The following is a 26331-nucleotide window of genomic DNA, read 5'->3' on the forward strand; positions in this document are numbered from 1 at the left end:
TGCCGCAGCAGGAATGCGACCCATCAGCACGTTCTCTGCCAGGGAGCCTTCCACTTGCCTGCGGTATCCGCCGCATGCCGTGCATGTTAATTGCCACTGAGAGCTGAGCCGATTTGGGTGAAGTTGCCATTGAAATTGACCCATGTTCGGACGCTAGCCTTGGCCTTGTGGGCAGGGGCAGCGTCTTTGCCATGCCCGTCGCCCCTTCACCTACGGTCGGGACTCATAACCAGCGCCCTCCTCAGGCGCCTGAATCACTTCACCTCAGAGCCCGTTTGAGAATGGTCATGGGTGAGCGATGCGCCGGACGAGGAGCGCGCCCATGCTGACGTGGATCATGGCTTCGGAGACGTCGCAGCGGCGTTCATAGTCGCGGACCAGGCGGCGCCAGCGGGTCATCCAGCCAAAGGTTCTCTCCACCACCCAGCGGCGTGGCAGCACCTGGAAGCCTTGCTGGTCCGTCAGCTTGCGCACCACCTCGATGACGAAGTCATGGAAGGCGGCAGCGCTCATCAGCTTGCCGCGGTCATAGGCGCCGTCGGCAAAGAGGTGCTTCAACCAGGGCCAGCGCTTGCGGATCGCCTTGACGATCTGCTCCGCCCCGGAAGCATCCTGCACGTCGGCCGTCGTTAGGTTGACCATCAGCAGGCGGCCATCAGTGTCGACCGCAATGTGGCGCTTGCGGCCCTTGAGGCGCTTGGCGGCATCAAAGCCGCCGCCGCCCAGTGCTTGGGGCGACTTGACCGTCTGGCTGTCCAGAACCCCGGCGGAAGGGCTGGCCTCGCGCCCCACCCGCTCACGATCCAGCATCAGCGCGATGTTGTGCAGAGTGGCGAACAGGAACCGTCGTGCGAGCCGCCGGAACCACCAATAGATCGTCTGCCATGGTCCGAAATGGACCGGCAGCATGCGCCAGCCACACCCGGCCCGTGCCAGGTAGCGGATCGCGTTCAGCACCTCGCGCAGGTCAACGCCTGGCCGCCTGCCGCGGGTGCTGCTGGGCGGCAGCAGAGGCCGAATAACCCGCCATTCCTGATCCGTCAGATCGGTCGGGTAGCGGCGCCGCTCAAAGCCAGCCTGCCGTGCGCGATGTTCCTTGGTCCACATCCAGCCCATCTGGGCACGCGAGGACGCCTGAACACCTCACCCGCAGCATTCTCAAACGGGCTCTCACATTCATCAACCGAGGTTGAGTACAGAACCTGGCCGGGAACGGCAGCACGAAGCAGAAGGTGACCCAACAAGATCGCGCGCGACAGGCATACATGGCTGCCATGCGACAAGAATAGTCGCGCGCGATTTAATAGCGGAGTATTAAAGACCCAGCGGCGCCCCAGGGCGCCACCCCAGAACCGCACACCAAAGGATCACGTCCATGTCCCGCTTCCTCACCGCCGCTGCCGCCGCCCTGATCAGCCTCTCCGCCGCCAGCGCCTTCGCCACCCCGCTGACCGTGCTCAGCCAAGGCGAGACCTTCGCCGTCCAGTATGACCCCAGCGACACCGGCAGCATCGTCGGCGGCGGCGCCGTCCGCGTCATGGGCCAGGGCGAGAGCCAGCAGATCACCCATGTCGAGGCCCGCTTTGCTCACCGGATGGCCGGTATCCCGGTCTTCACCGGCGGCTCGGAAGGGGGCATCGCCTACCTGCCCGCCGGAGCCTCCTCCTCGGTGATGGCCTCCCGCTGATCCAGCCATCCGCCACCACCCGTCACGACAGACGCCAGGGGACCCGCAAGGGCACCCTGGCGTTCTGCTGTCAGCCCATCAGCGGCGTTGCCGGCGCAGGTGCAGCGGCGAGAGGTGCTGAAGGAGGCCATGCCGGTCAGCAAGCTCGTCAGTATTGCGGTGAGATGCGCGACTGTGCCGAGGCACGCTTTTATCTGCAGCAGTGCGGGCTGCGGCGACTGGACGGCGATGGGGACGGGGTGCCCTGCGAGCGGCTCTGCCGTTAAGCTCGAGTTTCTGTTTTGGTCTTCTGGCGCCGTAACACCCCGGACGCCATGGAGGCGGCATGCTAACCCGTGCCGCAGATCCGCCCGACCTTCCCCAGCTGGAGGCGATGGCAGCGCAACTGGCGGCCAGCGGCCACTATCGTGTGCTGCGCCGGATCACGCCCCGACCCGCGGTGACGCCGCCCCCAGGCATGCCCACCCGGCTCGGCCTGCTGCTGGATCTGGAGACCACCGGGCTCGATGCCGCGCAGGACGAGATCATCGAGATGGCGATGCGGCACGGGCTGTTCTTCGAGGGACACCGGGCGCGGCACGACTGCGAGGCGACGCTGGAGATCCTGGCGCGGCCGCTGCCCGTCTCCGGCATGCCTGGCTTGGCGCGGCTGCTGGAAGGGGCACGGCAGCCGCGCTGGCGGATCTGGGCTGTGGAGGCGCCTTTCCACCACAAGGACCGCCTGAAGGCCCGCGGCTACCGCTGGAACGCGGAGGAGAAGGGGGCGGCGCAGCCGCGGGCCTGGTTCATCGAGGTGGCGGAGGCCGAGCGCGCGGCGGAATGCGCTTTTCTCTGCCAGGAGATCTATGGCCGGGAGCTGGAGCCGCTGATGCAGCGGATCACCGCCCTCGAGCGCTACTCGGTCCGCGGCTGAAGCCAATCGGCTGCGGCGGCGATCTGCGTTGCACCGCACCCCGAAACAACCTGCTCGGCTCTCCACACCAACGCGGTAGCGCGGCATGATGTCGGCTCTGGCGGATCGGCCGGCTCCCTGCCGAACGGTGGTGGGCTTTGACGCCGCGGCGGCGATGATCCAGCTGAGCCGGGCGCGGGTCGGCCGCCGCGCCACCCTCCACCACATACCCTTCGAGGCGGTCGCCTGCCAGGCGGCGTTCGAAGGCCGGTCAGCGGCCGAGGCAGCGCGGCTTCCTTTTATAGGCGGGAAAAATTCTGTGCGTGCGCCCCATAGCGGTCCCCCCCTCCCGACCCCCAGGGATCCGACCCCCCCAGGGGGGGCTGGGGCTGGGGGGTGGGGATGGAGGGGCCAGAGCCGGCCACGGCCGGCCAGAGGCGGGGCTGTGGGCCGGTCAGGGCCGTCGCTGGAGGGTGGCGGGGTGCGCTGCCGCTCGGCCCTGACGCGCGCCGTCTTGGCCGAGTGGCAGGCGCCGCAAAGGGCCTGCCCATTGGCCAGGGCGAGGGGCGCGCCGCCGTCCTGCAGCTCGACGATGTGGTCCGCATAGAGGCGGGTGCCGGTGCGGCCGCAGCCCGGCCCCTGGCAGCGCGAGCCCGCCCGGCGCAGCACCGCCGCAGCCCAGGCGCGATGCTCGGGCGTGCCGTAGTGGTTGCTGGCCTGCTTCGGCGGCGGCCGGGCGGTGCGCAGGTCGGCGGCCGGCAGCAGCTGCGTCGCCATCTTCAGCGGGGCGCGCCGGCGCGCCGGGTTGCCCATCAGCGCGCCGCGGCCGACAGCCGCGGCATCCGCACCAGCGGCAGCGGCGCCCGCACCAGGTTGCCGATTTGCAGCAGCCCGTCGATGCGGCGCCAGTCGTCGCGCAGCTGCCAGCTGTCGAGCAGGTAGATGCGGGTGCCGAGCGGCAGGCCGATGTGGAAGCTCGACCGATCCGCGACCGCCCGCACCTCCTCGCCCTCGGGCGTCAGGTAGTGGTCCAGGGCGATGCGGCGCCAGCCGAAGTCGAGGGTGGCGATCCGCTGCGCGACCGCCAGGCTGCGGCCCGCCAGCAGGGCGGGCCGGCGCGGCTCGGCCATCACTGCACCGCCAGGGTGGTGTAGCCGGCCCGGCCAGCCTTGCCCGGGATCACCTGGCCGATCATCTCGCGGGTGATCACCTGGTTCTGCCCTTCCGGGGTGGCCTCGGTGACCGAGAGGTTCAGGATGCGGGCGCCGGCATAGGCCACCGGCGCACCGTCCATCGCCGCCTCGAGCACCGGCTTCAGCTCCTTCAGCCGGCGCTCGATGCGCGAGGCGTCCTTCTTCAGCGTGGCGTATTCCTCGGCCGCTGCGATGATCTTCTTGTCCTTGATCACCGGGTGGTTGGTGCCGGCCGGCGCCGCCGTGGGGGCGGGCTCGGCCTTGGCAGCGCGGGGCTTGGCGGGGGTGGCCATCAGGGGGAAGTCCTCTTCAGGATGCGGGACACCTGCACGGGGTGCCAAACGTCACCGCCGGCAGGGGTGCGGATGCCGCGCGCGGTCAGCGCCTCGGCAATCTGCGAGGGGTTGGCGCAGCCGGCCTTCTGCGCCGCCAGGATGGCGGGCAGCACATCGCGGGCGTGCTGCGCGGCCTTGGCGATGCGGATCTGGGTGGCCTGGCTGACGGCACCGCCGTCGCCGGCACGGAGATGCGGGTTGCCGAGGCGCACGCCGCGCGCCTTGGCCGCCTGCAAGGCCGCCTTGGTGCGCGCCGAGATCATCTCGCGCTCATGCTCGGCCACGGCCGCCAGGATATGGATGGTCAGGCGGCTGGCATGCGGGTTGTCGCAGGCGACGAACTCGATGCCGGCCTCCATCAGGTTGGAGACAAAGGCGACGTTGCGGGCCAGCCGGTCCAGCTTGGCGATCACCAGCGTGGCGCGGCGCGACCGGCAGGCAGCGATGGCCGCTGCGATCTCGGGGCGGTCATTCTTCTTGCCGCTCTCCACCTCCCGGAACACGTCCAGGATGCGGCCCCCGGCGGCGCGCACATGGCGCTCAACCGCCTCCTGCTGGGCCTCTAATCCGAGGCCGCTGGCGCCCTGCTTGTCGGTCGAGACGCGGTAATAGGCGATGAACCCCGGAACGCCGTCCCCGCCCCCCAGCCGCTTCAGCGGGGTTTTGCGAGCCATTCTGGCTCCCGATCATGGGTCGGAGGGGGTGAACACTACGAAACGTCCGTTTGACGAAATGTGCAGGCCACCAGGCGCAGCCGGGCCGCTCATCCGCACACGGGCGTGGCCGCCGTTGTCACATCAGGCGGCGCCGGCGGCGCGGGAGTCGGCGTAACGACGAGCCCCAGCGCCTCCGGCGACAGCCCTTTCAGGGCTTCGCAGTTGGGGTGGTTGACCGCACAGATCCGCCCCTGCAGGCCCCGGCTGGCGGGGCAGGTGCAGTCGAACATCAGGCCACCGCCTCCAGCTGACGCGCGACGATGCCGCGCTGCTCCAGCGGAAAGCGCAGCCGGTCGAGCGCTTCCCGCCATAGGCGATGGTGCCCATGGTCGAGCCGCGGATCCGGCACTATCGCGGCGCGCGCCCACACGCGCTCCGCGGCGCCTCGGTGGGGAGGGGCATCGGAGGTTGTTCCAGGTGGGGCGCCAGCTCAGGGCCTGAACAGCAAAACGCCCGGCCTCGCTCGGCACCGGGCGCAGCGATGGCGGTGCGAAATTGCCACTGCGTGAGCGGCTGTGGCGTCCAGTCCTATCGCTATCCCAGCGCTGCGCCAGGTGGCGCAGCCCGACACCAGCGCCGCGGTGCGGGCGGCCTGACCGCGCAGCGTCAGCTCGCCCTGGCATAGGCTGATCAGCAGCGCGTCGCCGGGATAGCCGATCTCGGCCATCAGCCGCTGCCAGGTCACATGCGCCGCCGCCATGGCATCGCTCATCTCGGCAGGGCCGCTGCCGCTGCGGCCGATCAGTGCCATCTTCGCGGCCGGCATGCCGGCCGCGTCGCAGAGCGGCAGGGGCTGATCGGCCGTGGCGTGTTGCCAGTCGTGCAGCTAGCCGGCGTCCCACATGCGGTGGATCAGCTAGGCTCAGGACCTATTAACGAGTCTCTTGCGCTTTGATCCTGCTGTGATTCCATGGCGGCGGAGGTGCTGCCATGGCTGACCTGTTCTGGCTCACAAAGACACAGATCGAGCGGATCTCGCGCTACTTCCCGCTCTCGCATGGCGTGCCGCGGGTGGACGACCATCGGGTCGTCAGCGGCATCATCCACGTCATCCGCAACGGGCTGCGCTGGCGCGATGCGCCTGCCGAGTACGGCCCACACAAGACCCTCTACAACCGCTTCATCCGCTGGAGCCGCATGGGCGTCTTCAACCGCATCTTCGCGGGGCTGGCCGGACGAAAAGGGCAACCAGACCGGCTGATGATCGACGCCACTCACCTCAAGGCTCACCGCACGGCGGCCAGTCTGCTCAAAAAGGGGCTGTTCCCCGTCGTATCGGACGCTACCTGAGGTGGCCTGAATTCCAAGCTGCACGCCGTCACGGATGGTCAAGGCCGCCCGATCATCATGCTGCTCTCCGAAGGTCAGATGAGCGACCATAAAGGCGCAGCGCTGATGCTCGGCGCCCTACCGCCCGCCCGCATCCTGATCGGCGACAAAGGCTATGACAGCAACCGCTTCCGCCAGGCCCTGACCGCGCGCGGCATTGAGCCCTGCATTCCGTCACGCCGCGGACGCAAGCAGCGCATTCCGCATGACAGGATGCTGTATCGCCAACGGCACCGCATCGAGAACATGTTCGGCAGGCTCAAGGACTGGCGACGCATCGCCATGCGCCATGACCGCTGCGCCCACACCTTCATGTCCGCCATCTGCCTCGCCGCCGCCGTCCTCTTCTGGATCAATGAGTCCTGAGCCTAGCTTCGAGGGTGCAGCCCAGGCGGCACAATCTTTTCAGCGCGCGCGCGCTGGATGGCACATTCACGAGCAAGGAAATCGACCAACGCCCGCACTGATGGCAGGAGCCCGCGGCGCGATGGAAAAACGGCGTGAACAATGCCTGATTCTGGTCGCCAGCCCGGTAACACGTCGACGAGCCGGCCAGTCTCGACGTCCTCGGAGATGGATATCGTCGGCAACTGCACCACACCCGCTCCCGCCATCGCTGCATCACGGAGCACCGACATATCGTCGGTCACCAGACGCGGCGCATGTGGCACCGTCGCCACCTTGCCGTCGGCATGATGGAGTCTCCACGTGTGCTCGCGGGTCGGCCGCATCTGGTCAAGACTGGGCAAGCCATGAAGGTCGGCCGGCGATTGCAGCTGCTCGCGGATCAAGGTCGGAGCGGCAACTAGGCACTGAGCGCTCTCATCGAGCCGTCGCATGACCATGTCGGTCGAGTCGAGCGGGGGAACGCGCACACGAACCGCTAGGTCGAGGCCCTCGGAGATCACGTCGACGCGGCGATTGGTGCTCTCCAGAAGGATCTGGACACCGGGCTTGAGCATCATGAAGCGCGCGATCAGCGCGCCAAACTGGAACGACAGCAACCCGGTGGGGCAGCTCATCCGCACCACGCCGCGCGGCTCTCCCTGGACCTGCGCGGCGACCTGCTCGGCAGCTTCCGCCTCGACGAGCATTGCTACGCACCGATCGTAAAAATCACGCCCGACCTCGGTCACCGAGAAGCGGCGGGACGATCGGTTGAGAAGTCTAACGCCTAGCCGCTCCTCGAGAGCCAGGACACGGCGGCTGAGCAACGACTTCTGGACGCCGAGCGCGCGGCCGGCGGCCGAGAAGCCACCATGGTCCACCACGGCTGCGAAATAGCAGAAGTCGTTCAGATCCTTCATCGTCCTTTCGATAGGACGCTGCGTCTCTTTCCGCAACCTTTCCGTTCTATCGTCTCGCCGTAAACTGCACTCGACACGCACACGCCTTGCGGCGCATCGCAAATCGGAGAACGAACATGGCCCAAGTGATTGGCCGGTACGGTAACGAACGGCAGCATTGGGTAGGCGACGGTTTTCCCGTCCGTTCGCTATTTTCGTACAACGATCTGGGCGCGCACGTCAGCCCATTCCTGCTGCTCGACTATGCCGGGCCATATGTGTTCGCACCAACTCGGGAACAAAGGGGTGTCGGCAAGCATCCCCATCGTGGCTTCGAGACCGTCACCATCGTCTATGACGGTGAAGTCGAGCATCGGGATTCCGCCGGCAACGGCGGCGTGATTGGACCTGGCGACGTTCAATGGATGACCGCAGCAGGTGGGATCATCCACGAGGAGTATCACTCGCCCGGTTTCGCTCGAACGGGTGGTCCCTTCCGCATGGTGCAGCTGTGGGTCAATCTGCCCGCCAAGGACAAGATGGCTCCTGCCGGGTATCAAGGCATCTCGCAGGCCGACATTCCGGTTGTAACACTCCCGAAGGACGCGGGCACTGCGCGGATCATCGCCGGCGACTATCGAGGCACGACGGGCCCGGCTCGCACCTTCACGCCGATCAACGTCTGGGATCTGAGCCTGAGTGCTGGCGCAGACCTGAACCTCGATCTACCCGAAGGTCATACCGCCATGATCGTCGTGCTCACGGGGCACGTCACGATCGCGGAAAGCCAGACGGCCGGCGAAGCGGAGATGGTGCTGTTCGGCCGCGATGGCGGCAAGATCGCCGTTCGAGCTGACGGCGATGCCAAGCTGCTGGTGTTGACCGGCGAACCCATTGACGAGCCGATAGTCGGTTACGGGCCCTTCGTGATGAACAGCGAAGCGGAAATCCGCCAGGCGGCGGAAGACTTCAACGGCGGACGCTTCGTGTCCGCCGCAACATGATCAAGGGGCCGGACACACATCGCCTCCGGCCCCTTTTTCCTGCGGATCGGTAGGCACTCGCCCGTCCGCTTGATGAAGGGCGTCAGCGCGCCTTCGCATAACTTCAACAGCAAAGGGACCAGCCATGACTAGTGAAACAATCCGCAACCCGCAGACTGATCATCTTCTCACCCCCGACAATGCCGCCTTCATTATCATCGACTATCAGCCGGTCCAGGTCTCCTCAATCCGCTCGATGCCGCGCGATGAGCTGGTGTTCAACATCGTCAGCGCCGCCAAGGCAGCCCTGAACTACAATCTCCCGATCATCCACTCGACCGTGAACGTGCAAACCGGTCGCAACAAGCCGCCGATCCAGGAGCTGCAGGACGTGCTCGGCCACCTGCCAACCTACGACCGCACCTCGATTAACAGCTGGGAGGACGCCGGCTTCAAGGACGCGGTCAAGGCCCTCGGCCGGCGCAAGCTCATCATGACCGCGCTATGGACGGAGGCTTGCCTCACCTTCCCAGCGCTCGACGCGATGCAGGAGGGGTATGAAGTCTATGTGCCCATCGACGCGGTCGGTGGCACCTCGGTGGCCGCGCACGAGGCAGCGCTTCGTCGCGTCGAACAGGCCGGCGCGAAGCTGATCAGCCGGGTTCAGATGTATTGCGAACTCCAGCGCGACTGGGCGCGGGAAGCCACCGTTCCCGGCTTCATGGACGTCTTCGAGAGCTTTGACGGCTTCAATCCCGAGAAGGCCGCACAGGCCGCCTGACCGCGAACGCGGAAGGTGGCGGCGGCTCAACCGCCGCCACTCTTTTCGCAAGGAGATAGCAAATGAGTGAACTGTTCATTGTAGTTGGTCTGAAAGCGAAGACCGGCAAGGAGGATGAGTTGCGTCGAGATTTATCAGTGCTTGTCGAGCCATCGCGGGCTGAGGATGGCAACATCCGGTACGATCTGTTCGAAGATCAGGATGAGCCGGGCCGCTTCGTGTTCGTCGAGGCGTGGGCTTCTGTCGAGGCCCAAAACAAGCACCACGAGCGCGGACCGCATATCCAGCATTTCCACGCCAATGGCGCGAGCAACGTGGACCACCGCGAGTTCGCGCACATGCTGAAACGCGTCGCCTGACGCCAACCGTATAGCGGGCGCTTGACGTCAGCCTGGTTCCGCCCTGCGGATGGAGAGCCGCTGCTATTGGGTGCCTCCGCACTGTTGGGCACATCGAAGAAGCCCGGCTGATCCGCCATCGCTACCATCTCCGCTGACCAGCGGCCGTGAATCAGTTTCGCGTCTCAACAGCGAGGTTCTTCGAAGTGTCCCGTAGGCCCGGCGGTGCGTCCTGCGGATGTGCAGCTTCGCCGCTCCGCCATAAGCGGACCTTGGTGATGGCAGGACGGGTGCCGGCTTTCCGGGGAATGACGCCGCCCAAACCGCAGACGTTATGCCACCCTTACGAAAACAGCACGATAAGTCTTGGCCAATAGATCGGATAGTTGACGGTGCTCGGAATGCTCGATGGGCACATCTTCGCTGACGGGGCGGACTGCAGGATAGAAGATGTGGTCCTCGACATACTCGTGGATCTCGAGTTCCGAGGCGAGTATCCGCATGAGATCACGGCGCTGCGGATCATCACGGGGCGTGTTCTTGATCGCCTTGAAAAGCCGCAGCATCGGGGCCAACGTATGGCCCGCCCCGTCGGCAAGCGGTTTCTGAGATCTGGCGCAGGCAGTCTGCATCAACGTATCCGGTCTCAGGGTCGAGCCCTGGCCAAGATGGAGATCCGCGCGTCCCAGGCCTCATAAAGGGGCCGGCATCAGGTGCAATTTTGCGCCATAGGCTTGTGGGACACCGGTGACTGTCAGGCCATCTCACGTCCACCACCCGCAGACCTCCTACAGCCTCCTGAGCGCGGGTGCGTGTCAGGGGCCGATCTTGTTTCTAGGCTTTTGCGGGCTGCATGGCGACGAGCTCCGACCTGTTCCGCAGCAGGGCCCAGGCGATGCGCGCCATCTTGGCCGCGAGGGCAACCACGACCGTGTTGCCATGGGCGCGGGCGAGGAGACCTCGTAGCCAGCCGCCCAGGGGAGTTGCGGTCCGGGACAACGACGGCAGGGCTGATCGTGCTCCCTGGATCAGAAGCTTGCGCAGGTATTTGCTGCCGCGCTTGGTGATGCCGAGCAGCTTCGGCCTGCCGCCGGTGGTCGCCTGCCGCGGCACGAGGCCGAGCCAGGCCGCGAGGTCGCGGCCGCGCCTGAAGGTCTCGCCGCTGCCGATGGCGGCCACCAACGCGGTCGCGTTCAGCACACCGATGCCTGGGATCGTCGCCAGGCGCCGGGCCGCAGGATCGTTGCGGGCCATCCCGGCGAACTCCCCGTCGAGCGAGGCGATGCGCTCGTCGAGCCGCCGCCACTGCTCCGCCATGTCCTCCAGCAGCTGCCCCACCCTGGCGCTCACGAATGGAACCTCCGCGGCGAGGACGTCCGCCAGGGTGTCCCTGAGCTTGCGAACCCCCTGCGCGACGGTGATGCCGCGCTCGAGCAGGATGCTGCGCATCTGGTTCATCAGCGCGGTGCGCTGCCCCACCAGACGATCGCGCGCCCGGTGCAGGATCTGCACGTCGAGCTGCTCCTCGCTCTTGAGGGCGACGAACCGCATCGTTGGCCGGGTCGCAGCCTCAGCGATCGCCTCGGCATCCCGGTCGTCGTTCTTCTGCGCCTTGACGTAGGGCCGCACGTATTCCGGCGACATCAGGCGCACCTCGTGACCCTGGCCTGCCAGTTGCCGGCCCAGGTGGTGCGCCCCACAACACGCCTCCATCGCCACGATGCAGCCCGGCGCCTTGGCCGCAAAGGCCGCGATGCTCTCCCGCCGCATGCGCCGCCGCACCACCACACGGCCAGACGCATCCAGCCCTACCAGGCTGCAGCTGTTCTTGCCGAGGTCGATCCCGAGAACCTGAACGTCCATGTTCCGCCTCCCTTTCCGGTTGCCCCAGACAGGCTACGCGAAAGAGGGGCGGGCCATTCCATAAAGGGGAGCGCGGAGATCGGCCCCAACCCGACGGACCGCGGCAAGCCGGGCACCAAGCGTCACCTCGTCACGGACGCCCGCGGCAAGCCGCTGGGCCTGACACTCAGCGGCGCCAACCGCCACGACAGTCGCATGTTGGCCGCCACCCTGGATGCCGTGCCGCGCGTTCGGACTGGAGGACGGGGACGCCCTCACCGCAGGCCCGGCAAACGGCACGCCGACAAGGCCTACGACCATCGCCGCTGCCGAAGCGACTGCCATGCGCGCGGCATCATCCCGCGCATTGCCCGGCGTGGGATCGAGAGCAGCGCCTGGCTGGGCCGCCATCGCTGGGTCATCGAGCGTACCTTCGCGTGGCTGAACCAGTTCCGGCGCCTGGTGATCCGCTACGAACGCCGCGCCGACCTTCACCACGCGCTGACAACACTCGCCTGCGCCGTCATATGCCTGCGCCAGATCAGACGGTTTTGTCCTTAGCTTTAAGAAAGCCAATCCTTCGCCGTTCGTTCCGCTGGAGAATGACACAGAATGGACGGTGCCTGAGGTCGTCCGAGGGATCGTAAGCTGGTCCGCCCTCGAGCCGACATAACAGATGACAGGGTCCGTAGAAGCGTTCCGGAATCCGGAACTCTGCCTGCAAGACAACGCACCTAGCCCCGCCTGCTCCCTGGACCCGAGATTCATCACGTCGCTGACGACCTTTCAGGGCCTTTCCGCGACGCCAGATGTTCGCCCCAGACAAGGTTCTCGACGATGCATGACAGACAGATCAACGAAGCGACTGCCATACCCCCGCTCGGGCCCGGCTTTGCCGGTAATCAACACACGGCGGCCCTGGTGATCGCACCGGGTGACCTGCCGTCGACGGACCCGTTCTTCCTGATGGCGGACGACAACGTCACGACGGCGGGCCCGTTCGGCGAAGCCCATCCGCATGCCGGGCTAGAGACGGTCACCTTCATGTTGAACGGCTTCATGGAGGACGGCGCGGGACGCGTGGAAGAAGGCGACGTCGAGTGGATGACGGCCGGCAGCGGCATCATCCATAATGAGGAGACGGTCGTCTCGGCCGGGATGCGGCTGTTCCAACTGTGGCTCATCCTTCCCGAGCACGATCGGAACATGCCCCCCCGCGTTCAGATCCTGAAGCGCGACGAGATGCCGGTCCGCCTCGAACCCGGTGTCGAGGCCAGGGTCTACAGCGGTCGCTCAGGTGACGTAGCTTCCACGACCATGAACGCCGTCCCGGTGACCCTCATTGACATCCGCCTGCAGCCGGGCGCGGGCTTCGAGCAGGATCTTCCGGCGTCCTACAACGGCTTCGTGGTCGGACTGGAGGGCGAGGCGCTCGTTGGAGATCGCTCGTCGGTGATTTCTGTCAGATCCGTCGGCTGGACGCATCCTGTCGCCGAGGAGGGTGAGAGCCGACTGCGGCTGACCGCAGGTCCATTGGGCGCGCGCATCCTGGTCTACGCAGGCCAGCCCCAGAATATCCGGGTGGCCGCGCGAGGCCCGTTCATCGCTGGATCCGCGCAGGAGCTGGAAAGCTACTACCGAAGCTACCGTCACGGCGAGTTCCCGCATGCTGAGTCTCTTTCGGGATAAATCGGTCGCGACGAACGGCCGTCAGATCACGGGTCCGAACTTGTCGACCAGAAAGGCCACCAGCGCCCGCACACGGGCGATGCTGGCGCGCGCGGGCGGCATGAGGAGGTGCAGGCCGCCGCCCTCGTGGGGATGCTCGGGCAGGACATGCTCCAGGTCACCCTCCTCCACGGGACGTTCCACCATGAACCAGGGGAGGATGATGACGCCGAGCCCCGCGCAGGCTGCGGCGAGCATCATCTGCCCATTGTCTGTGCGCAGCCGCGAGTTGACCCGGACGTATTCCCACCCGTCCGGCCCTTCGAAACGCCACTGGTTCGTGGCGTTCTCGTAGAGAATGACGTCATGCCCCGCCAACTCGCTCGGGCGGGCGGGACGGCCGCGCGCGTCCAGATAGGTGGGGCTTGCCACCACCGCCGCCCGGACGGTTGCGAGCCGGCGCGTGATCAGGCTCGAGTCAGGCAGGTTGCCGATCCGCACCGCGAGGTCATAGCCCTCGTTGATCAGATCGGCCTTGCGATCCTCGAAACGTATCTCAAGCTGGATCTTCGGGTGCAGCGCGGCGAAGGCGGCGAGCAGCGGTGCCAGACAGAACTCTCCGAAGGCCAGAGGCACCGAGATGCGCAGATGGCCAGAAATCTCGGTCGTCAGTTGCCCGACGGCCTCTTGAGCGGATTCCAGTTCCGCCAGCGCCGCCGCCGCCCGGAGATAGTAGGTCCGCCCGGCATCGGTGAGCGAGGTGCCTCGCGCGGTCCGCGTCAACATCACCGCGCCCAGGGTCCTTTCAAGCTGGCTGACCCGGCGGCTGACGATGGACTTGGCGATGCCCAGACGTACGGCGGCCTGGGCCATGCTGCCTGCCTCCACGACACAGGCGAACGCCCGGACGTCCAGAAGGTCTACGGTCTTGGGTTCCGGCATTAGCAACTCTCCATTCCAGCGAGATGCACTTTAGGGACGTCGGCAAGCGTGGCTAGTTAGCAGAGCCGCAGCCCGACCCTAGCCCCCCGCAGGTTTCGGCACTTCGTGAGGAGAGCGCATTGCCGAATCTGTTCGAATCCAACTTGGAGGGCGGCGTTTGAGCGTCCTCGCCCGGGCCGCGGTCGTCGAGGAGAAGGACGCCGCCTTCACCTTCCGCAAGGTAATCGTCGAGGAGCCTCGTGCCGACGAAGTTCTTGTCCGCATGGTCGCGACCGGGATCTGCGCGACGGACGCCCATGTCCAGCACCAGCATCTTCAGGTGCCATTGCCGGCCATCCTCGGGCACGAGGGCGCAGGCGTCGTGGAGCGCGTCGGATCCGCGGTGAGCCACCTGAAGTCCGGCGACCATGTCGTGCTGTCCTACCACTCCTGCGGTCAATGCAAGCCCTGCCTCTCCTCCCACGCCGCCTATTGCGACCACATGTGGGAGACGAACTTCGCCGGCGCGCGTTTGGACGGATCAATCGGTGTCAGATCCGAGGACGTCGAGGGCCTGCACGCCCACTTCTTCGGCCAATCGTCCTTCGCGACCTACGCGCTGGCGCATGCCCGCAACACCGTCAAGGTTCCTGACGATGTTCCGCTGGAACTGCTCGGTCCGCTGGGCTGCGGTTTCCAGACCGGCGCCGGCGCAGTCCTGAAGGCGATGGCGGTCACCGTCGGGGCATCCATCGTTGTCTTCGGGGTGGGGGCTGTCGGACTGGCTGCCATCATGGCCGCCAAGGTCGCCGACGCCGCGACGATCATCGCCGTCGACGTCAGCGCCGAGCGACTGAACCTGGCCGTCGAACTCGGCGCCACCAACGCGATCAACGCGCGCGAGATCGCGGACGTCTCCGCGGCCATTCGGGACGTCGTTCCCAGAGGCGTCGAGTACGTCCTCGATACAAGCGGTCGCAAGGAGAACCTGGACGCGGGCGTCGCCGCATTGGCACCTATGGGACGCTTCGGCTTCGTCGCCTTCAACGATCATTCGGGCGCGGTTGTGGACGCGTCCCGGCTGATGGTCGGGCAGCAGTTGCAAGGGGTCATCCAGGGCGACGCCGTGTCCGCGCTGATGATCCCCGAGTTGATCGGCCTCTACCGCGGTGGCCGGTTCCCGTTCGATCGCCTGATTACCTTCTACGACTTCGCCGACATCAACCAGGCGTTCGAGGATGCCGGTGCGGGGCGCGTCATCAAGGCAGTGCTCCGGTTCGATCCCCTCTGTCCGCCTGACAGATAACTCACAGCCTTGAACGAGGAGACAGACGATGTGCGATAACCATCAGAAGCCCATCACCGCTACCGACACGCCGGCCTTCTTCGGCATCGACCGCTACGGCTTTCCGGAGGCGGGCGAGCATCCGCTCGACCCGCCTGAATACTACCCGCCGTATTTTTGGGGCGAGCGCTTCCGAAAGCTCGGCTACCACTGCGAGGAGCTGCGTGACGGGTTCTACTGGGTGACCAGCGGCGGTTACGACGCGGCCTTCGTCGTGACGGCCAACGGCGTCATCGCCATCGACGCGCCTCCGACGCTTGGTGAGAACATGCTGGCCGCTATCGAGGAGGTGACCGACAAGCCGGTCACCCATGTGATCTACAGCCACTGGCACACCGACCACATCGGCGCGGCCTCGATCTACGGGCCGGACGTCGAGATCATTGCCCACGAAATCACCAAGGAACTGCTCGAGCGCTTCCCCGATCCGAATCGGCCTGTTCCGACGCTGACGTTCGACAAGGCACATACCCTCATCGTCGGTGGAGTGACGTTAGAACTGTCCTACAAGGGCGAGAACCACTGTCCGGGCAACATCTTCATCTACGCTCCGGCCCAGAAAGTACTGACAGTGATCGACATCCTCAGTCCGGGTAGCGCCACCTTCATGCACTGCGATGCGTCCCAGAACATCACCGCCTGGTACGAGGCCCAGCACCAGATCATGGAATACGACTTCGACTTCCTGGTGGCCGGGCACCACATGAAATACGGAACACCAGAGCTGGTGAAAGAAGGCATAGAGTATTTCGCCGATGTCCTCGAGGGAGCCCAGTTGGCCATCGATCGCTACTCCCGATCGGACCGGTTGATCGACATCCTGCTGAAGCCTGGCCTCGATCGCTTCTGGGTCGGGTCGGAGAACTGGATCAACTCGATGGCCAACTACGCGACCAAGCACGTGCTCGAGAAGAAGACCAGCAACGGCAAGCTCTGGTCTGAGCGCCTCGCCGGCGTTACCACCCAGACCAAGTACCACGCCTACACAGTGCTTGAGTCGATCCGCCTTGAGCGACCGCGTCCGAACTACCGCCTGAGGGGCGAAAACTCTCCCCCGTTTTACGCCTGATCGGCCCTGGTCATCTGCCCCGTGACCAGTCCTTTGGACTGGTCCGGGCAAGATTCGAGTAGGGCATAGCACTACCTGGGCATTTTATGATGAGGTGACAGGAACCTGCGTCGGCAGTGCGGACATCGGATCGGCGTGACGAGATGGCTGAACAGGCGGTCGAGAATGGCGCGTCGCACGGCGGGCAGGCTTGGTGAGGGTGGCGGGCCCGGCATTGGGGGCCGCATTTTCCCCCCGCCTCGTCCGGCGGTGCGCGGCGAGGCGGAGGTGCTGCAGGTAGGCACAGGCGATGCAGCTCATCAACGCGTGTCGGTGCAGGCCTGTCCAGGACCGTCCCTCGAAGTGGCCGAGCCCGAGTTCCTGCTTCAGCTGCTGGTGCGCCTGTTCGCAGATCCAGCGTCCTTTGATGGTGGCCGCCAGCGCCCGCAGCGGTGTGTCGGCGGACAGGTTGCTCAGATAGTACTTCCGCTCGCCGCTAGAGCGCCATTCGCCGACCAGCCAGGCTTCATCACCCGGCAGATGCCGGTTGTTGCCCCAAACCGCGCCGTCGCCCACCCGGATGCGCGCCGCGGCGAACCGGGCCGCCAATGCGCCCTTGGTACCCTGCCGCCAGGCGATGCGGCGCCAGGTTTGCGAGGCCAACACCCTCTCCGCCTCTGCTGGCTCTTCGTTCGGCACTGGCTTACGAGCCCGTCCCTGCGGCGGCACCAGCTGCACGGCGGCGCTGTAGACCTTCTGGTTGCGCGGGATGCCCACCGCCCAGCGCAGATCCCGAGCATCCAGGCCCTGCCGGAACGCCGCACTTGCGCCATAGCCCGCATCGGCCAGCACAGTGCCGAACCGCACGCCCGCCGCCCTCAGCCGGTCGAGTTCGTCCAGTGCGATTTCGGCCTTGGTTCGCGGCGCCATCGCCGCCTCCGGCACGCCTGCCTGGGCACAGCGTGCAGGGTCATCGGTCCACTTCTCCGGCAGGAACAGCCGTAGACCGACCGGAACAGGCACCTCGCCCTGTGCCAGGGTGAGCGACACCAGCGATTGGCAATTGGCCTTCTTGCCGAGTTGGCCGCAGTACTGCGGCAGCACGCCGACTGACATCGTGCCTTTCTTAGGCAGCGCCGTGTCATCGATCACCAGCCAAGCCTGCGGACCGCCGACCAGCTTGTCGGCCTGCTGCGCCAGCACCGACCACAGCGGCGCATCATCCCAGGCGGGGCTGGCGATGAAGTGCTGCAGCTGGTCGTGGCCGCCCAAGCCAAGCCGGGCGGCCATCGGCTGCAGGCTCTTGCGCTCGCCGGGTCCGAGCAGACCCCGCAGGTAGAGCGGTGCCCAGGTGCGGCGGGTCTTGCGCCCCAGAACCTCCAGGAACGGCGCTAGCCAGCGATCCAGATCTGCTCCACCACCAAGGATGCTCGTCATCATCGTCGCCTCCAGCAGGAGGCGTCGCACACCATCAGATCATACGCAAACAAAATGCCCAGGTAGTGCTAACTCGCCGCCATCGCCAGCTACTGGTTATGAGGCCCCACCGTAAACCTGTATCCAGGTCAAGTAGAAAGCCGCCAGTGCACCGTCCTTTATCGGATAAGGCCCCCCTCATCGCTGCTCGAGATTGACGCTCGGGGAGGCGCAGGTGTGAACCTAACCCAATCTACCTGCACCACTGCAGTACCATTGGTTGTGAGGCCACCCCATTCAGGATTGTCGGTTGGCCAGATATTAAACACTAAGTGTGCAGGGGTGGAGGGAAGGATACCGCGGTGTTGGGCGACCAACATGTCGTTGACAAAGAATTCGACTCCCGTTTCCTGCCATTCGTACCTGAGCCTGACCCAAGTACCCGTAAAGGCCTTATCATGGATGTGCAGACTGTGTTCCTTGGTGTCTGGAGAAATCCAGGTCACGGTATGCAGTGCGGCAGGGTCGCGGCCCTCGAACTCGAAATCAATTTCTGTCCGCGAGCCATCTACGTAGGACATCATTGCGATGATCGTCCCGTTGAGATTCGGCAGCATTACCAACGCTTCGTAGGTCCCGAACCCAAAGCGCTCGCAGGTATAGGCCTCCGCTGCGGCCACTCTGCGATCCTGAACCCCTATCTTCAGCACAAGGTGCCCGTTTTCAACCGACACGGACGCCGCATCCCAGCGGCCACTCAGTCCGTCCTTGGCCCAGAACGGCATGTAGGAATCGCCGCTGATGCACCAACGGGACTTATTGAGGTCATCGAAGGAGTCTGCCCAGCCACCAGGGCCGGGGTCCGGAGGCGGTGATGGCGTCGACTGGCCGGAACTCCCAGGCTGCAGTGACAGCGAAGGAGCTGGTATCGCACTAGCCGCAACGGCGATGGCCAATGACAGTGTCGGCGTCCACCTCATGTCGACCTTGGCATTCGTATTTTCCTTCCGTCCATGGATTGTTGGGTCATCTTGCCTCCTCCGGCCAGTCCAAATTCCAAGCCTGTACTTTGCAAAAATAAATCATAATCTCTGCAATTGCTTGCGCGTTATCGTGTAAAGATCATAAATACTTCAAGGTAAGTTCCATCTGTGCGCGAGATATTAGGATTTTCCTACGTTATCACACAAACATCGGTTGCATTATCGAAACTATGTGCAGAATGTAAGCCCACGACTGCGAATCTGAATGTCCTGAAGGTCTTTAAAATGAATGGTATTGAAGCAAGCGATGTGCTGCGCGTCGCGGTGGTCAGCGGCCTTATTGGTTTTGGTGTCTTCTGTGCATCCTACAGCCTGGCCGTTTGGTTTCGGCGCAACAGGTCCAGGCCAAATAAGCTGACCCGCTTCAGCTTCTTTGCTCTGACTCTTGGTATTTTCGGCGCGGTCGGAAACTGGGCTTACAATGAGTTCAGTCAGCGTAACGGCATCGTCGGCGGCCAAGATTTGTTTGTCATTCATGCCAAGCGCAACGTGGCGGTCGAGAGACTGGTTACAGAAGGACAGGTCAAGAAAGGTGACAGCATCGCTGTTTTTCTTCCACCATCACTTGATGAGCAGTTGGCAGTGATCGACAGCCACATCAAGCAGGCTTATTCGAAGATTGAATACTTCAATCTTCGAACTTTGCCAGTGGATGCATTGTTGCTTCAAAAGCAGGCCCAAATCCGCCAGCAGATTCAACAAGTCCAGATGATGACGCTCGACATTCAAAAATCGCGCCGCGAAACGGAGCGTGCCTATCTGGATGCAACGACGCAACATGCTGAGAAGCGGAGCCAGAATGATCTTCAGATTGCGGCAGAGAAGCAGGCATTGGCAGCATCTACGCAACAGACCAGTATTGCGCAGACCGCCCTGAACCGTGCCTTAGATCTCCGGAACCGGGGTGGGATCGGCACAGTGGTCGCGGTAGAGGAGAAGGCTAGCAATCACCTGACTCAAAGCCTCGCTCTCAACCGCGCGCAGGCTAACCTCGCATCGCTTGCCGATTACCGCCGGGTACTGGACGAGAGCTACGGGCGTACCCTCGGTTCGCTCTCAGATCAAATGGCGAAACTCGACGGCGATTTAACGGCTAAGCAGCAGGCCGCGGCTGAATTGGCAGAGCAGGTGGTAGCCAACGAGGAGGCTGTCAGCAAGGATCGACAGCGCGCCGCAAACGAAACTGCGCGGGAGCGCGAAGCTGCTATGCACGAGCACGAAGCCTTGCGAGCCGAGCGCGCCAGCATGCTGGCCGTGACGCAGGTGAAGGCACCCTTCTCGGGCGAGGTGGTATACCGTCATCCTGCTCCCGGTTTTGCGCCAGAAAACACACCCGTTCTTGCACTCTCTGCAGGCAGCGGCTTCATCGCCCGGATCTGGGTTCCGACTGAAGAAATCGACTCGATCAAGGCAGCTGGCAAGGTCCAGCTTGCTCTTGAGCAGCCGATACTAAACAAATTCTTTCAGGGCGAATTTCGTCGCTTTGAGGAAGCACCTTATGAGAAAAATCGCGTCATCGCGGTTTTTGATGTCAAGCTTCCGCTCGAGGCCATCACCCTTCTTGCCGGCGCAGGAAACCCCGTACAGGCCAAGCTACTCTGGCGACCTGACCTAATGGCAAGCTATCCCTTCCGGGGAAGCTTAGTTCTCGCCATAGCAGGCTGCGTCGGAATGTTTGGGAGCGGCCTGCGGCGCAGGGCGACCGACGAGTTCCCACTTGCTGCCCAACTTGAGGAGGCCCTGCTTGAAGACCGCCTGCACGAGGCCGCTTTCCGCTTCCACGCTCTGCTGCGCCAGGGACGGCTTGATGACGACCCGGATCTTGTCCGCACTGTGATCCGCCTTGCAGAGCGTATAGGCGAACCAGCACTCAGCGCCTTGCGTGAAGAGATCGTGTTCGACGAAGAGTTCGAGAACGCGCTCCGCGAGTGGAGCCGCCGCAGTTATGACCCTGCTCTTATCGCTCTTCTCGACCAGGTCCGAAATTCTTCTGTTCTCACAGCCATATCTTAAAGACAATGGCAGAGGCGACAGCACCCGCCGGAGAGTTCCGGGCGAAGCCCAGAAGCTATCCTCGCTGGGTCATCAATTTTCTTGCGATCGTCACCTTCTTCTACGGCCTCGTGCTCAGTTTCACGTTGCCTTGGACCATTCATGAAACGCTCTTTTCCCCGGACACTGGACTTGCGAACCGTGGTCCAATAGCGGTGATCTTGGGCTGCGCTCTGATCATCATAGCGGCGCTGATCCTGCTCCGCTGGCTTATGGTGCAAGGATTAGCCTTCTATGAGCACGATCGGCTGCGCCGTAACCCTTGCCAAGCTCTCACGAAGGCGCCATTTGTCTCCATTCTTGTCCCAGCCTTCAATGAATCAGAGACAGTGATTGGAGCTCTGAAGTCTCTGATCGGTCTTGACTATCCGAACTATGAAGTCATTTTCGTTGATGATGGATCCACTGACGACACTTTTGTGAAGGCTTTTCCACTGGCAGGGCAGTATGCCAACTGCACTCTCCGCGTCTACACGAAGCCGAACGGGGGCAAGTGGAGCAGCCTGAACTTTGCCTATCACAAGGCGAAGGGAGATCTTCTCCTCTGCGTAGACGCTGACTCCGGGTTGGCTCAGGATGCTCTCCGCACCATGGTGCCCAGAATTCTTGAGCCGGGGGTAGTCGCTGTCTCGGGCCAAGTTACCATACGGAACCGTTACAACTTCCTTACGCGCCTGCAGGCCGCTGAGTACCTCCTCGGTAACGGTGGCATGCGCATGGCCCTGAGCGCATTAGGCGCTGTAACCGTCGTGCCTGGTCCTATAGGCCTTTACCGGCGCGAGATCATGGAAAGGGTTGCCCAGATCCCAGACACAGGGCCGACAGCCGCAGCCCACCAGGGCCCGGGGGCTGTGCAGGGCCCGCTGTCAGGGGAAACCTTCGCCGAGGATTTCCAGCTTTCGCTATCGGCGCTGGCGCTCGGTGGGCGTGTCGTCTACGAACCTCGGGCCTACGCCTACACGAAGTGTCCAGACGACATCGCTGCGCTCATGAGCCAACGCTACCGCTGGATGCGTGGAACCTGGCAAGTCTATGGGATCTACCTGCGGACTCTGCGAAAGCTTGTCAGATCGGAGAAGAAGGCACTGCTGCTACCAGTTGTAATGACTGTGCTCTACCCTCTGGACATCTATCTTGTCCCGCTGCTGAATTTTTTCTTCTGGGGTGCGATCGCAGCCTCGCTGGCCCTGGGTGAGTCGATGGGTTTCGTTATCGGCTGGATCTGCTCCGTGTCACTCCTGAATGTCATGACCGCGATGATCTACATCCTGGAGCAGGATGATGATGTTGCCCTGGCACCGCTGATCCCCATCCTCGATCTTTACCAGAGCATCCTGGTGAACAGCGCTTGGGTGATTGCTGCCGTTGACGAGGCCCGCGGTACCCGGATGCGCTGGTCGTAGTGAGCGTCCTCCACCTAGACCAGATGTCCGTCTGAGGCGGGGTGGCCCGCCTTGAACTGTGCAGGAATGACGAGGGTTGCGCCGCGTGGGCCGGCGCCTTGCCTCAGCACAGGAGACGGGCCGTGGGAGAGCATATCAGTTTTGTTTGGCTGGACGTGCGCAAGGCGACGACTGCCGTGTGTGTTGCGGAGGCCGGCCGGGATGGCGAGGTGCGGTTCGCGGGCGAGATCCCGAACGATCCCGTGGCTCTCGACAGGCTGGCGGCTCGGCTCGGCCGGGGCGGCCGGGCATTGCGCTTCGTCTATGGTCGAAGGCACTGCCTTCGACGGCCCATGCGGCTACGGAGTGTACCGACACCTCCGGAGCCGCGGCCATGAATGCGTGGTGGTCGCGCCGAACCTGATCCCGCGCAAACCTGGCGATCGGATCAAGACTGACCGACGGGACGCAACGGCACTCGCCCGCCTGCATCGGGCCGGCGAGCTGACGCCGGTCTGGGTGCCGGACCCAGAGCACGAAGCCATGCGGGATCTGGTCAGGGCGCGGGCCGACATGGTGGAGGCGCTGCGCAAGGCACGGCAGCGGCTGATGGGATTTCTGCTCCGGCACGGGCGGAGCTACGACGGCAAGCGCTGGACCTGGCCGCATCGCAAGTGGCTGATGGAGCAAACCTTCCCGCACCCCGCCCAGCAGGTCGCCTGCCAGGAATACCTCGATGCGGTGAACGAACTGGAGGCGCGCATTGAGCGCCTCACCGGCCGCATTCGTGATCTTGTGCCGGCCTGGGGCATGGCGCCCGTGGTTGAGGCATTGCAGGCAATGCGTGGCATCTCGCTGATCGTCGCCTCGGCCTTGGTGGCCGAAGTCGGCGACATGCGGCGGTTCGACAACCCTCGCCAGCTGATGGCATATCTCGGCCTCGTGCCGTCGGAGCATTCCAGCGGAGCCAGACGCCGCCAGGGCGCGATCACCAAAGCCGGCAGCGCCGCTTGCGCGGCGCATGCTGGTCGAAGGTGCCTGGACCTATCGGCTGCCCGCTCGAGTATCCGCGCAGATGAGGCCCCGCCTGGCTGGACTGCCGCGGGAGGTGCGCGAAGCCGCGTGGAAAGGACAGCTGCGCCTTTGCGCCCGGTACCGGCGCCTCCAGGCTGCTGGCAAGCGGCCGAAGGTCGTCGTGACCGCGATCGCGCGCGAGATGGTGGGGTTCGCCTGGGCGATAGGGCGCATGGTCGCGCCGCCAACCGTGGCGGCTTGAGGCATCCGTCAAAGAGACAGCAGAGGAGAAGTCGCCAAGCAGACGAGACACTCGGGCGAGGAGGTGGAACGGTCAGGGGAACCCTCGGCAGACACTACGGGGAGGCTTCGCACCGATCCCCGCCACTAGACAGAGGAAGCCCCGCGACGATCAAGGTCATGCGGTACCCAACCCGCGCATCAGAGCTTGATCAACCGTCGCTCGTCATCCGCCTCCTCACCCGAACGCCTCTGAATCGAGAGCAACGCCTGCACGGCGACTGGTGACGCGCGCCCACCCCTTGAATGGACGGGCATCAGAGCGTCCGGTTGTAAGACTTCCTTGGCATTCTCGGCGATGATGCGGGCCTTGGCGATGTCTTGCGGCCCGGCCTGCCCGGCAGGCTTGGTGCCGCGCGGCTTTCGTCGCGCGGCAAGGCGCTCGACGACAACCTGGTTTGGTGTCCGGCCCTGCAGGACGCGCTGCGCCGGGCGTTGTAGGCGGCGTTGAACCCGCGCAGCATCTGCTCAAGGTCGCGATGGGAAGAGATCGTGATGCCCAGCACTTCGCTCTCGATACGGCCGTTGAAGCGTTCCACCATGCCGTTGGTCTGCGGCGTATAGGGACGGGTGTGACGATACTCGGCACCCAGCTTGGCACAGGCCTTCTCGAAGGTCGGCGAGAAGCAACCGCCATTGTCGGTCAGCACATGGGTGATGCGGAATGGAAAGGCAGCCGCCGCCTCGCGCAGAAAGGAGACCGCGCTGTTCGTCGTCAGGTCGTCCTTCACGGCCAGATGGACGGAGCGCGAGAAGCGGTCGATGGCCACAAAGAGGTAGCGCTTGCGGCGCTGAAAATCGGCCGTTTGCAGCATGGGCAGCTGCTTGATATCAATATGAATGAAGCCGAAATCGTAGTCCTGGAACTTCTCCGCACCTCTGGCGGGACGCTCCGAGGCTGCGGGACGACGTCGGTTCAGCCCCTCGGCCTTGAGGATGCGCCAGATGCTGTCGCGGTTGAGGTGCGGCAGGAAGTGCCGGACGACGAAGGTCAGGTCGTCGAGGGCGAAGCTGGTCCTCTCGCGCAGCAGGCAGACCACCGCGCGCTCCCCTGCGGTCGCCTTCCAGGGCAAGCTATGGGGGCGGGCGGAGCGGTCCAGGCAGTCGGCGGGCCCGCGCTGGCGCCACTTGCGGATGGTCTCGGTGCTGACGCCGTAGCGCCGGGCCAGCAGTCCGGTAGGCGCCGAGGAGCGGCCGATCTCGGCACGGACGGCCGGAGTGGTGCGGGCATTCGCGTGGATCTGGTGCATAACTCACCTCCGCCCCAGGACAGCGCGTGGCAGGCACTCGAACCGGCGGCGATGGTCCAGGATCGCCAGACCAACCGGGTCCCAACAATGTTCCGCGACCAGACAGCTAGGCACGGAGGCATCACGAGGCAAGGAATGACGTCACCTCGGGGGGCGGAAAAGCTGATGGGCTCGCATCAGCTCTTTTCGAAGGTGGAACCGTGAGGCCACATTCTCCAGCGGATCTTACGAGAGAGCCGGCCTCGATGGGGAGAAGAGGCCGTGAGGGTGTCGGGACGGGACAAAGGGCAGGCTGACGTCCCACCTCGCGGTGGGCCGGGTGCCTGGGCCAGCGCGACCGTCGGCGTTCCCGTCAGCGTCCGCGGCTCAGGCCCGCCCCCCCAGCACCTCAATGGAGGGGGAGCGGGGGTCCATAGACCGCAGCCTGGGAAATTCGGGATCGTCAGTTAACTTGGCCGGCCAATCACCGTTCCAATGTCGTTGCAAGATAGCTTCTCGGTGAGAATCAACAGGCTCACGCTAAAGCGCCAGCTGAACATTCAGACGGCAGGTTTGGCAGATCTTGCTGCCGCCCATAAAGATCCTGGGTTCATCCGATCCGGATATCGCGCAAGCATCTCGTTGTAGAGATCGAGATGGGTCGAGGCCCTTAGCAACACGGCGTTGAAGTCCTGAATGTAGCGTCGTGTGGCGTCGATATGGCGCGGGGAGTTGTCCGGACTCGTGACCGCGTGTCCCGCGACAACCGCCTTGGGTTCCAAGGCTTCGATGACATCGAGCGCATGCAGCCACTCTGACCGCGCGGCTGCATCGCATTCAGCAAGATAAAGGTGTGTTTCATTATAGACGGCATCACCGGATACAACCAATCCAAGAGACGGTATGTGCAATGCGGTGGTCTCTGACGTATCGGTGTGGCCAAGAGGAACAATCAGCAGTTCCTCGCCTTCCAGTTCGAACCTGTCCCCTTCAAGGGCCTGTGGCGCCGCGAAGCTTGCTGGAAGCTGTCCCGCGAAACGTGGCTCCCAGAAGGACTTGATGAACGCGGGCTCGATTTGCTGCTTGATGGCCTCTGCCACCGGCCTCGCCGCGATGGCCCTTGCAGCCGGGAACCGCCCTAGCAAAAGGGCCAGCCCGAAATAGTGGTCGCCGTGAGCATGGGTGACATAGATCGTCGTGAGGTTCTTGCCGCTTTCCGCGACCCATTCGACCAGTTCCTTCGACTGCTGCACCGGCAGGAAGGTGTCGATCAGGACCGCGTCATTGTCTCCGGTGATCAGGGTGACAGTGTTGTTGACCCATGCGAGATCCTCCTTGCCGGGCGGAATCCCCTGGGTCGAGCTACCACGCTTCTTGGTCAGGATCTTCCAGTCTAGCTTGATCATTTGGCTGCCTTTCGAACGATTGAGGCAAGGTTCAGCTCATGAGGGGTGGACGCAGCATCGGCTGACAGCATCGCCCATGGAAATGTCGATCTGGCCCAGGCCAGGGCCGGCATGCCCATCCCTGG

Annotated in this window: 24 protein-coding genes and 4 pseudogenes; 14 read left to right on the plus strand and 14 right to left on the minus strand. The window is 64.3% G+C overall.

The features are described from left to right. Positions 1-285 precede the first annotated feature (285 nt). Positions 286-1107: an IS5 family transposase gene (locus tag IAI58_RS17015; protein ID WP_208776004.1), complete on the minus strand. Its 822-nt coding sequence runs from the start codon at positions 1105-1107 to the stop codon at positions 286-288. Positions 1108-1375: 268 nt separating this feature from the next. Between IAI58_RS17015 and IAI58_RS17020 the strand changes: the two genes are divergently transcribed. The 3 genes from IAI58_RS17020 to IAI58_RS17030 all read left to right on the plus strand — a co-directional run bounded on the left by IAI58_RS17020 (position 1376) and on the right by IAI58_RS17030 (position 2600). Next, positions 1376-1687, plus strand: a complete 312-nt coding sequence (locus IAI58_RS17020) for a hypothetical protein (RefSeq protein WP_207451251.1) — start codon at positions 1376-1378, stop codon at positions 1685-1687. Between the two features lie 77 nt (positions 1688-1764). Further along, positions 1765-1953 carry an excalibur calcium-binding domain-containing protein gene (locus IAI58_RS23395; RefSeq protein WP_336512709.1) on the plus strand — a complete coding sequence of 63 codons (189 nt, stop codon included), beginning with the start codon at positions 1765-1767 and terminating at the stop codon, positions 1951-1953. Between the two features lie 59 nt (positions 1954-2012). Continuing rightward, positions 2013-2600: a hypothetical protein gene (locus IAI58_RS17030; RefSeq protein WP_207451255.1), complete on the plus strand. Its 588-nt coding sequence runs from the start codon at positions 2013-2015 to the stop codon at positions 2598-2600. A gap of 495 nt (positions 2601-3095) precedes the next feature. Here IAI58_RS17030 and IAI58_RS17035 read toward each other — a convergent pair. The 5 genes and pseudogenes from IAI58_RS17035 to IAI58_RS17055 form a co-directional block, all read right to left on the minus strand. Continuing rightward, positions 3096-3392, minus strand: a pseudogene (locus IAI58_RS17035) (HNH endonuclease); the annotation flags it as partial. After that, on the minus strand, positions 3392-3709 hold the full coding sequence (locus IAI58_RS17040) for an HFCD family protein (protein ID WP_207451257.1): 318 nt from the start codon (positions 3707-3709) through the stop codon (positions 3392-3394). The pseudogene IAI58_RS17035 and the gene IAI58_RS17040, both read right to left, overlap by 1 nt. Then, the gene (locus IAI58_RS17045) at positions 3709-4065 is read right to left on the minus strand and encodes a hypothetical protein (RefSeq protein ID WP_207451259.1); all 357 of its coding nucleotides are present in this window, start codon (positions 4063-4065) and stop codon (positions 3709-3711) included. Before IAI58_RS17045 ends, IAI58_RS17040 begins: the two co-directional genes overlap by 1 nt. Next, positions 4065-4781: a recombinase family protein gene (locus IAI58_RS17050; RefSeq protein ID WP_207451261.1), complete on the minus strand. Its 717-nt coding sequence runs from the start codon at positions 4779-4781 to the stop codon at positions 4065-4067. Before IAI58_RS17050 ends, IAI58_RS17045 begins: the two co-directional genes overlap by 1 nt. Before the next feature lie 472 nt (positions 4782-5253). Then, positions 5254-5589, minus strand: coding sequence for a hypothetical protein (locus tag IAI58_RS17055; RefSeq protein ID WP_207451263.1), 336 nt, complete (start codon positions 5587-5589; stop codon positions 5254-5256). 164 nt (positions 5590-5753) lie between these two features. Between IAI58_RS17055 and IAI58_RS17060 the strand changes: the two are divergent. After that, a pseudogene (locus IAI58_RS17060) lies at positions 5754-6518 on the plus strand (IS5 family transposase). 2 nt (positions 6519-6520) lie between these two features. On the opposite strand, the gene IAI58_RS17065 reads toward IAI58_RS17060, so the two are convergent. After that, the gene (locus tag IAI58_RS17065; protein ID WP_207451496.1) at positions 6521-7459 is read right to left on the minus strand and encodes a LysR substrate-binding domain-containing protein; all 939 of its coding nucleotides are present in this window, start codon (positions 7457-7459) and stop codon (positions 6521-6523) included. Between the two features lie 116 nt (positions 7460-7575). Between IAI58_RS17065 and IAI58_RS17070 the strand changes: the two genes are divergently transcribed. From IAI58_RS17070 to IAI58_RS17080, 3 genes are all read left to right on the plus strand, one after another. Continuing rightward, complete coding sequence (locus IAI58_RS17070) at positions 7576-8442, plus strand: pirin family protein (RefSeq protein ID WP_207451494.1); 867 nt, start codon at positions 7576-7578, stop codon at positions 8440-8442. A 124-nt stretch (positions 8443-8566) separates the two neighbouring features. After that, positions 8567-9202, plus strand: a complete 636-nt coding sequence (locus tag IAI58_RS17075; RefSeq protein WP_207451492.1) for a hydrolase — start codon at positions 8567-8569, stop codon at positions 9200-9202. Between the two features lie 62 nt (positions 9203-9264). Continuing rightward, the gene (locus IAI58_RS17080; RefSeq protein WP_207451490.1) at positions 9265-9561 is read left to right on the plus strand and encodes a putative quinol monooxygenase; all 297 of its coding nucleotides are present in this window, start codon (positions 9265-9267) and stop codon (positions 9559-9561) included. Between the two features lie 311 nt (positions 9562-9872). Here the strand turns inward: IAI58_RS17080 and IAI58_RS17085 are convergent, their stop codons facing one another. Both IAI58_RS17085 and IAI58_RS17090 read right to left on the minus strand, forming a co-directional pair. Next, entirely contained in the window at positions 9873-10172 is a 300-nt protein-coding gene (locus tag IAI58_RS17085) for a hemerythrin domain-containing protein (RefSeq protein ID WP_207451488.1), read from the minus strand. A gap of 202 nt (positions 10173-10374) precedes the next feature. After that, positions 10375-11403 (minus strand): IS110 family RNA-guided transposase, encoded by a 1029-nt coding sequence (locus IAI58_RS17090; RefSeq protein WP_207446459.1) that lies wholly within the window; start codon positions 11401-11403, stop codon positions 10375-10377. Here IAI58_RS17090 and IAI58_RS17095 point away from each other — a divergent pair. Both IAI58_RS17095 and IAI58_RS17100 read left to right on the plus strand, forming a co-directional pair. Next, positions 11341-11943 carry an IS5 family transposase gene (locus IAI58_RS17095; protein ID WP_408906195.1) on the plus strand — a complete coding sequence of 201 codons (603 nt, stop codon included), beginning with the start codon at positions 11341-11343 and terminating at the stop codon, positions 11941-11943. The two genes, IAI58_RS17090 and IAI58_RS17095, sit on opposite strands and share 63 nt — an antisense overlap. A gap of 276 nt (positions 11944-12219) precedes the next feature. Further along, positions 12220-13071, plus strand: coding sequence for a pirin family protein (locus IAI58_RS17100; protein WP_207446457.1), 852 nt, complete (start codon positions 12220-12222; stop codon positions 13069-13071). 21 nt (positions 13072-13092) lie between these two features. Here the strand turns inward: IAI58_RS17100 and IAI58_RS17105 are convergent, their stop codons facing one another. Continuing rightward, complete coding sequence (locus IAI58_RS17105) at positions 13093-13992, minus strand: LysR family transcriptional regulator (RefSeq protein ID WP_207446455.1); 900 nt, start codon at positions 13990-13992, stop codon at positions 13093-13095. A 157-nt stretch (positions 13993-14149) separates the two neighbouring features. Between IAI58_RS17105 and IAI58_RS17110 the strand changes: the two genes are divergently transcribed. After that, complete coding sequence (locus IAI58_RS17110) at positions 14150-15277, plus strand: NAD(P)-dependent alcohol dehydrogenase (protein ID WP_208776102.1); 1128 nt, start codon at positions 14150-14152, stop codon at positions 15275-15277. Between the two features lie 28 nt (positions 15278-15305). Next, positions 15306-16385, plus strand: a complete 1080-nt coding sequence (locus IAI58_RS17115; protein ID WP_207446453.1) for an MBL fold metallo-hydrolase — start codon at positions 15306-15308, stop codon at positions 16383-16385. A gap of 84 nt (positions 16386-16469) precedes the next feature. Here IAI58_RS17115 and IAI58_RS17120 read toward each other — a convergent pair whose 3' ends face one another. Both IAI58_RS17120 and IAI58_RS17125 read right to left on the minus strand, forming a co-directional pair. After that, on the minus strand, positions 16470-17801 hold the full coding sequence (locus IAI58_RS17120) for an IS701 family transposase (RefSeq protein ID WP_208776159.1): 1332 nt from the start codon (positions 17799-17801) through the stop codon (positions 16470-16472). A 158-nt stretch (positions 17802-17959) separates the two neighbouring features. Further along, positions 17960-18565, minus strand: a complete 606-nt coding sequence (locus IAI58_RS17125; protein ID WP_207451448.1) for a glycoside hydrolase family 16 protein — start codon at positions 18563-18565, stop codon at positions 17960-17962. Positions 18566-19048: 483 nt separating this feature from the next. Here IAI58_RS17125 and IAI58_RS17130 point away from each other — a divergent pair, with 483 nt between their 5' ends. The 3 genes and pseudogenes from IAI58_RS17130 to IAI58_RS17140 all read left to right on the plus strand — a co-directional run bounded on the left by IAI58_RS17130 (position 19049) and on the right by IAI58_RS17140 (position 23533). Beyond that, the gene (locus IAI58_RS17130; RefSeq protein WP_208776104.1) at positions 19049-20836 is read left to right on the plus strand and encodes an HlyD family secretion protein; all 1788 of its coding nucleotides are present in this window, start codon (positions 19049-19051) and stop codon (positions 20834-20836) included. Between the two features lie 5 nt (positions 20837-20841). Further along, complete coding sequence (locus tag IAI58_RS17135) at positions 20842-22278, plus strand: glycosyltransferase family 2 protein (protein WP_207451451.1); 1437 nt, start codon at positions 20842-20844, stop codon at positions 22276-22278. Positions 22279-22400: 122 nt separating this feature from the next. Continuing rightward, positions 22401-23533 (plus strand): annotated as a pseudogene (locus IAI58_RS17140) (IS110 family RNA-guided transposase). A 302-nt stretch (positions 23534-23835) separates the two neighbouring features. Here the strand turns inward: IAI58_RS17140 and IAI58_RS17145 are convergent. Further along, positions 23836-24821: pseudogene (locus tag IAI58_RS17145) on the minus strand (DDE-type integrase/transposase/recombinase); the annotation flags it as partial. A 539-nt stretch (positions 24822-25360) separates the two neighbouring features. Next, a complete protein-coding gene (locus IAI58_RS17150) occupies positions 25361-26206 on the minus strand; it encodes an MBL fold metallo-hydrolase (RefSeq protein WP_207451089.1) in 846 nt (281 codons plus the stop codon). Positions 26207-26331 lie beyond the last annotated feature (125 nt).

The organism is Roseomonas marmotae, assembly GCF_017654485.1.
GTDB lineage: Bacteria > Pseudomonadota > Alphaproteobacteria > Acetobacterales > Acetobacteraceae > Pseudoroseomonas > Pseudoroseomonas marmotae.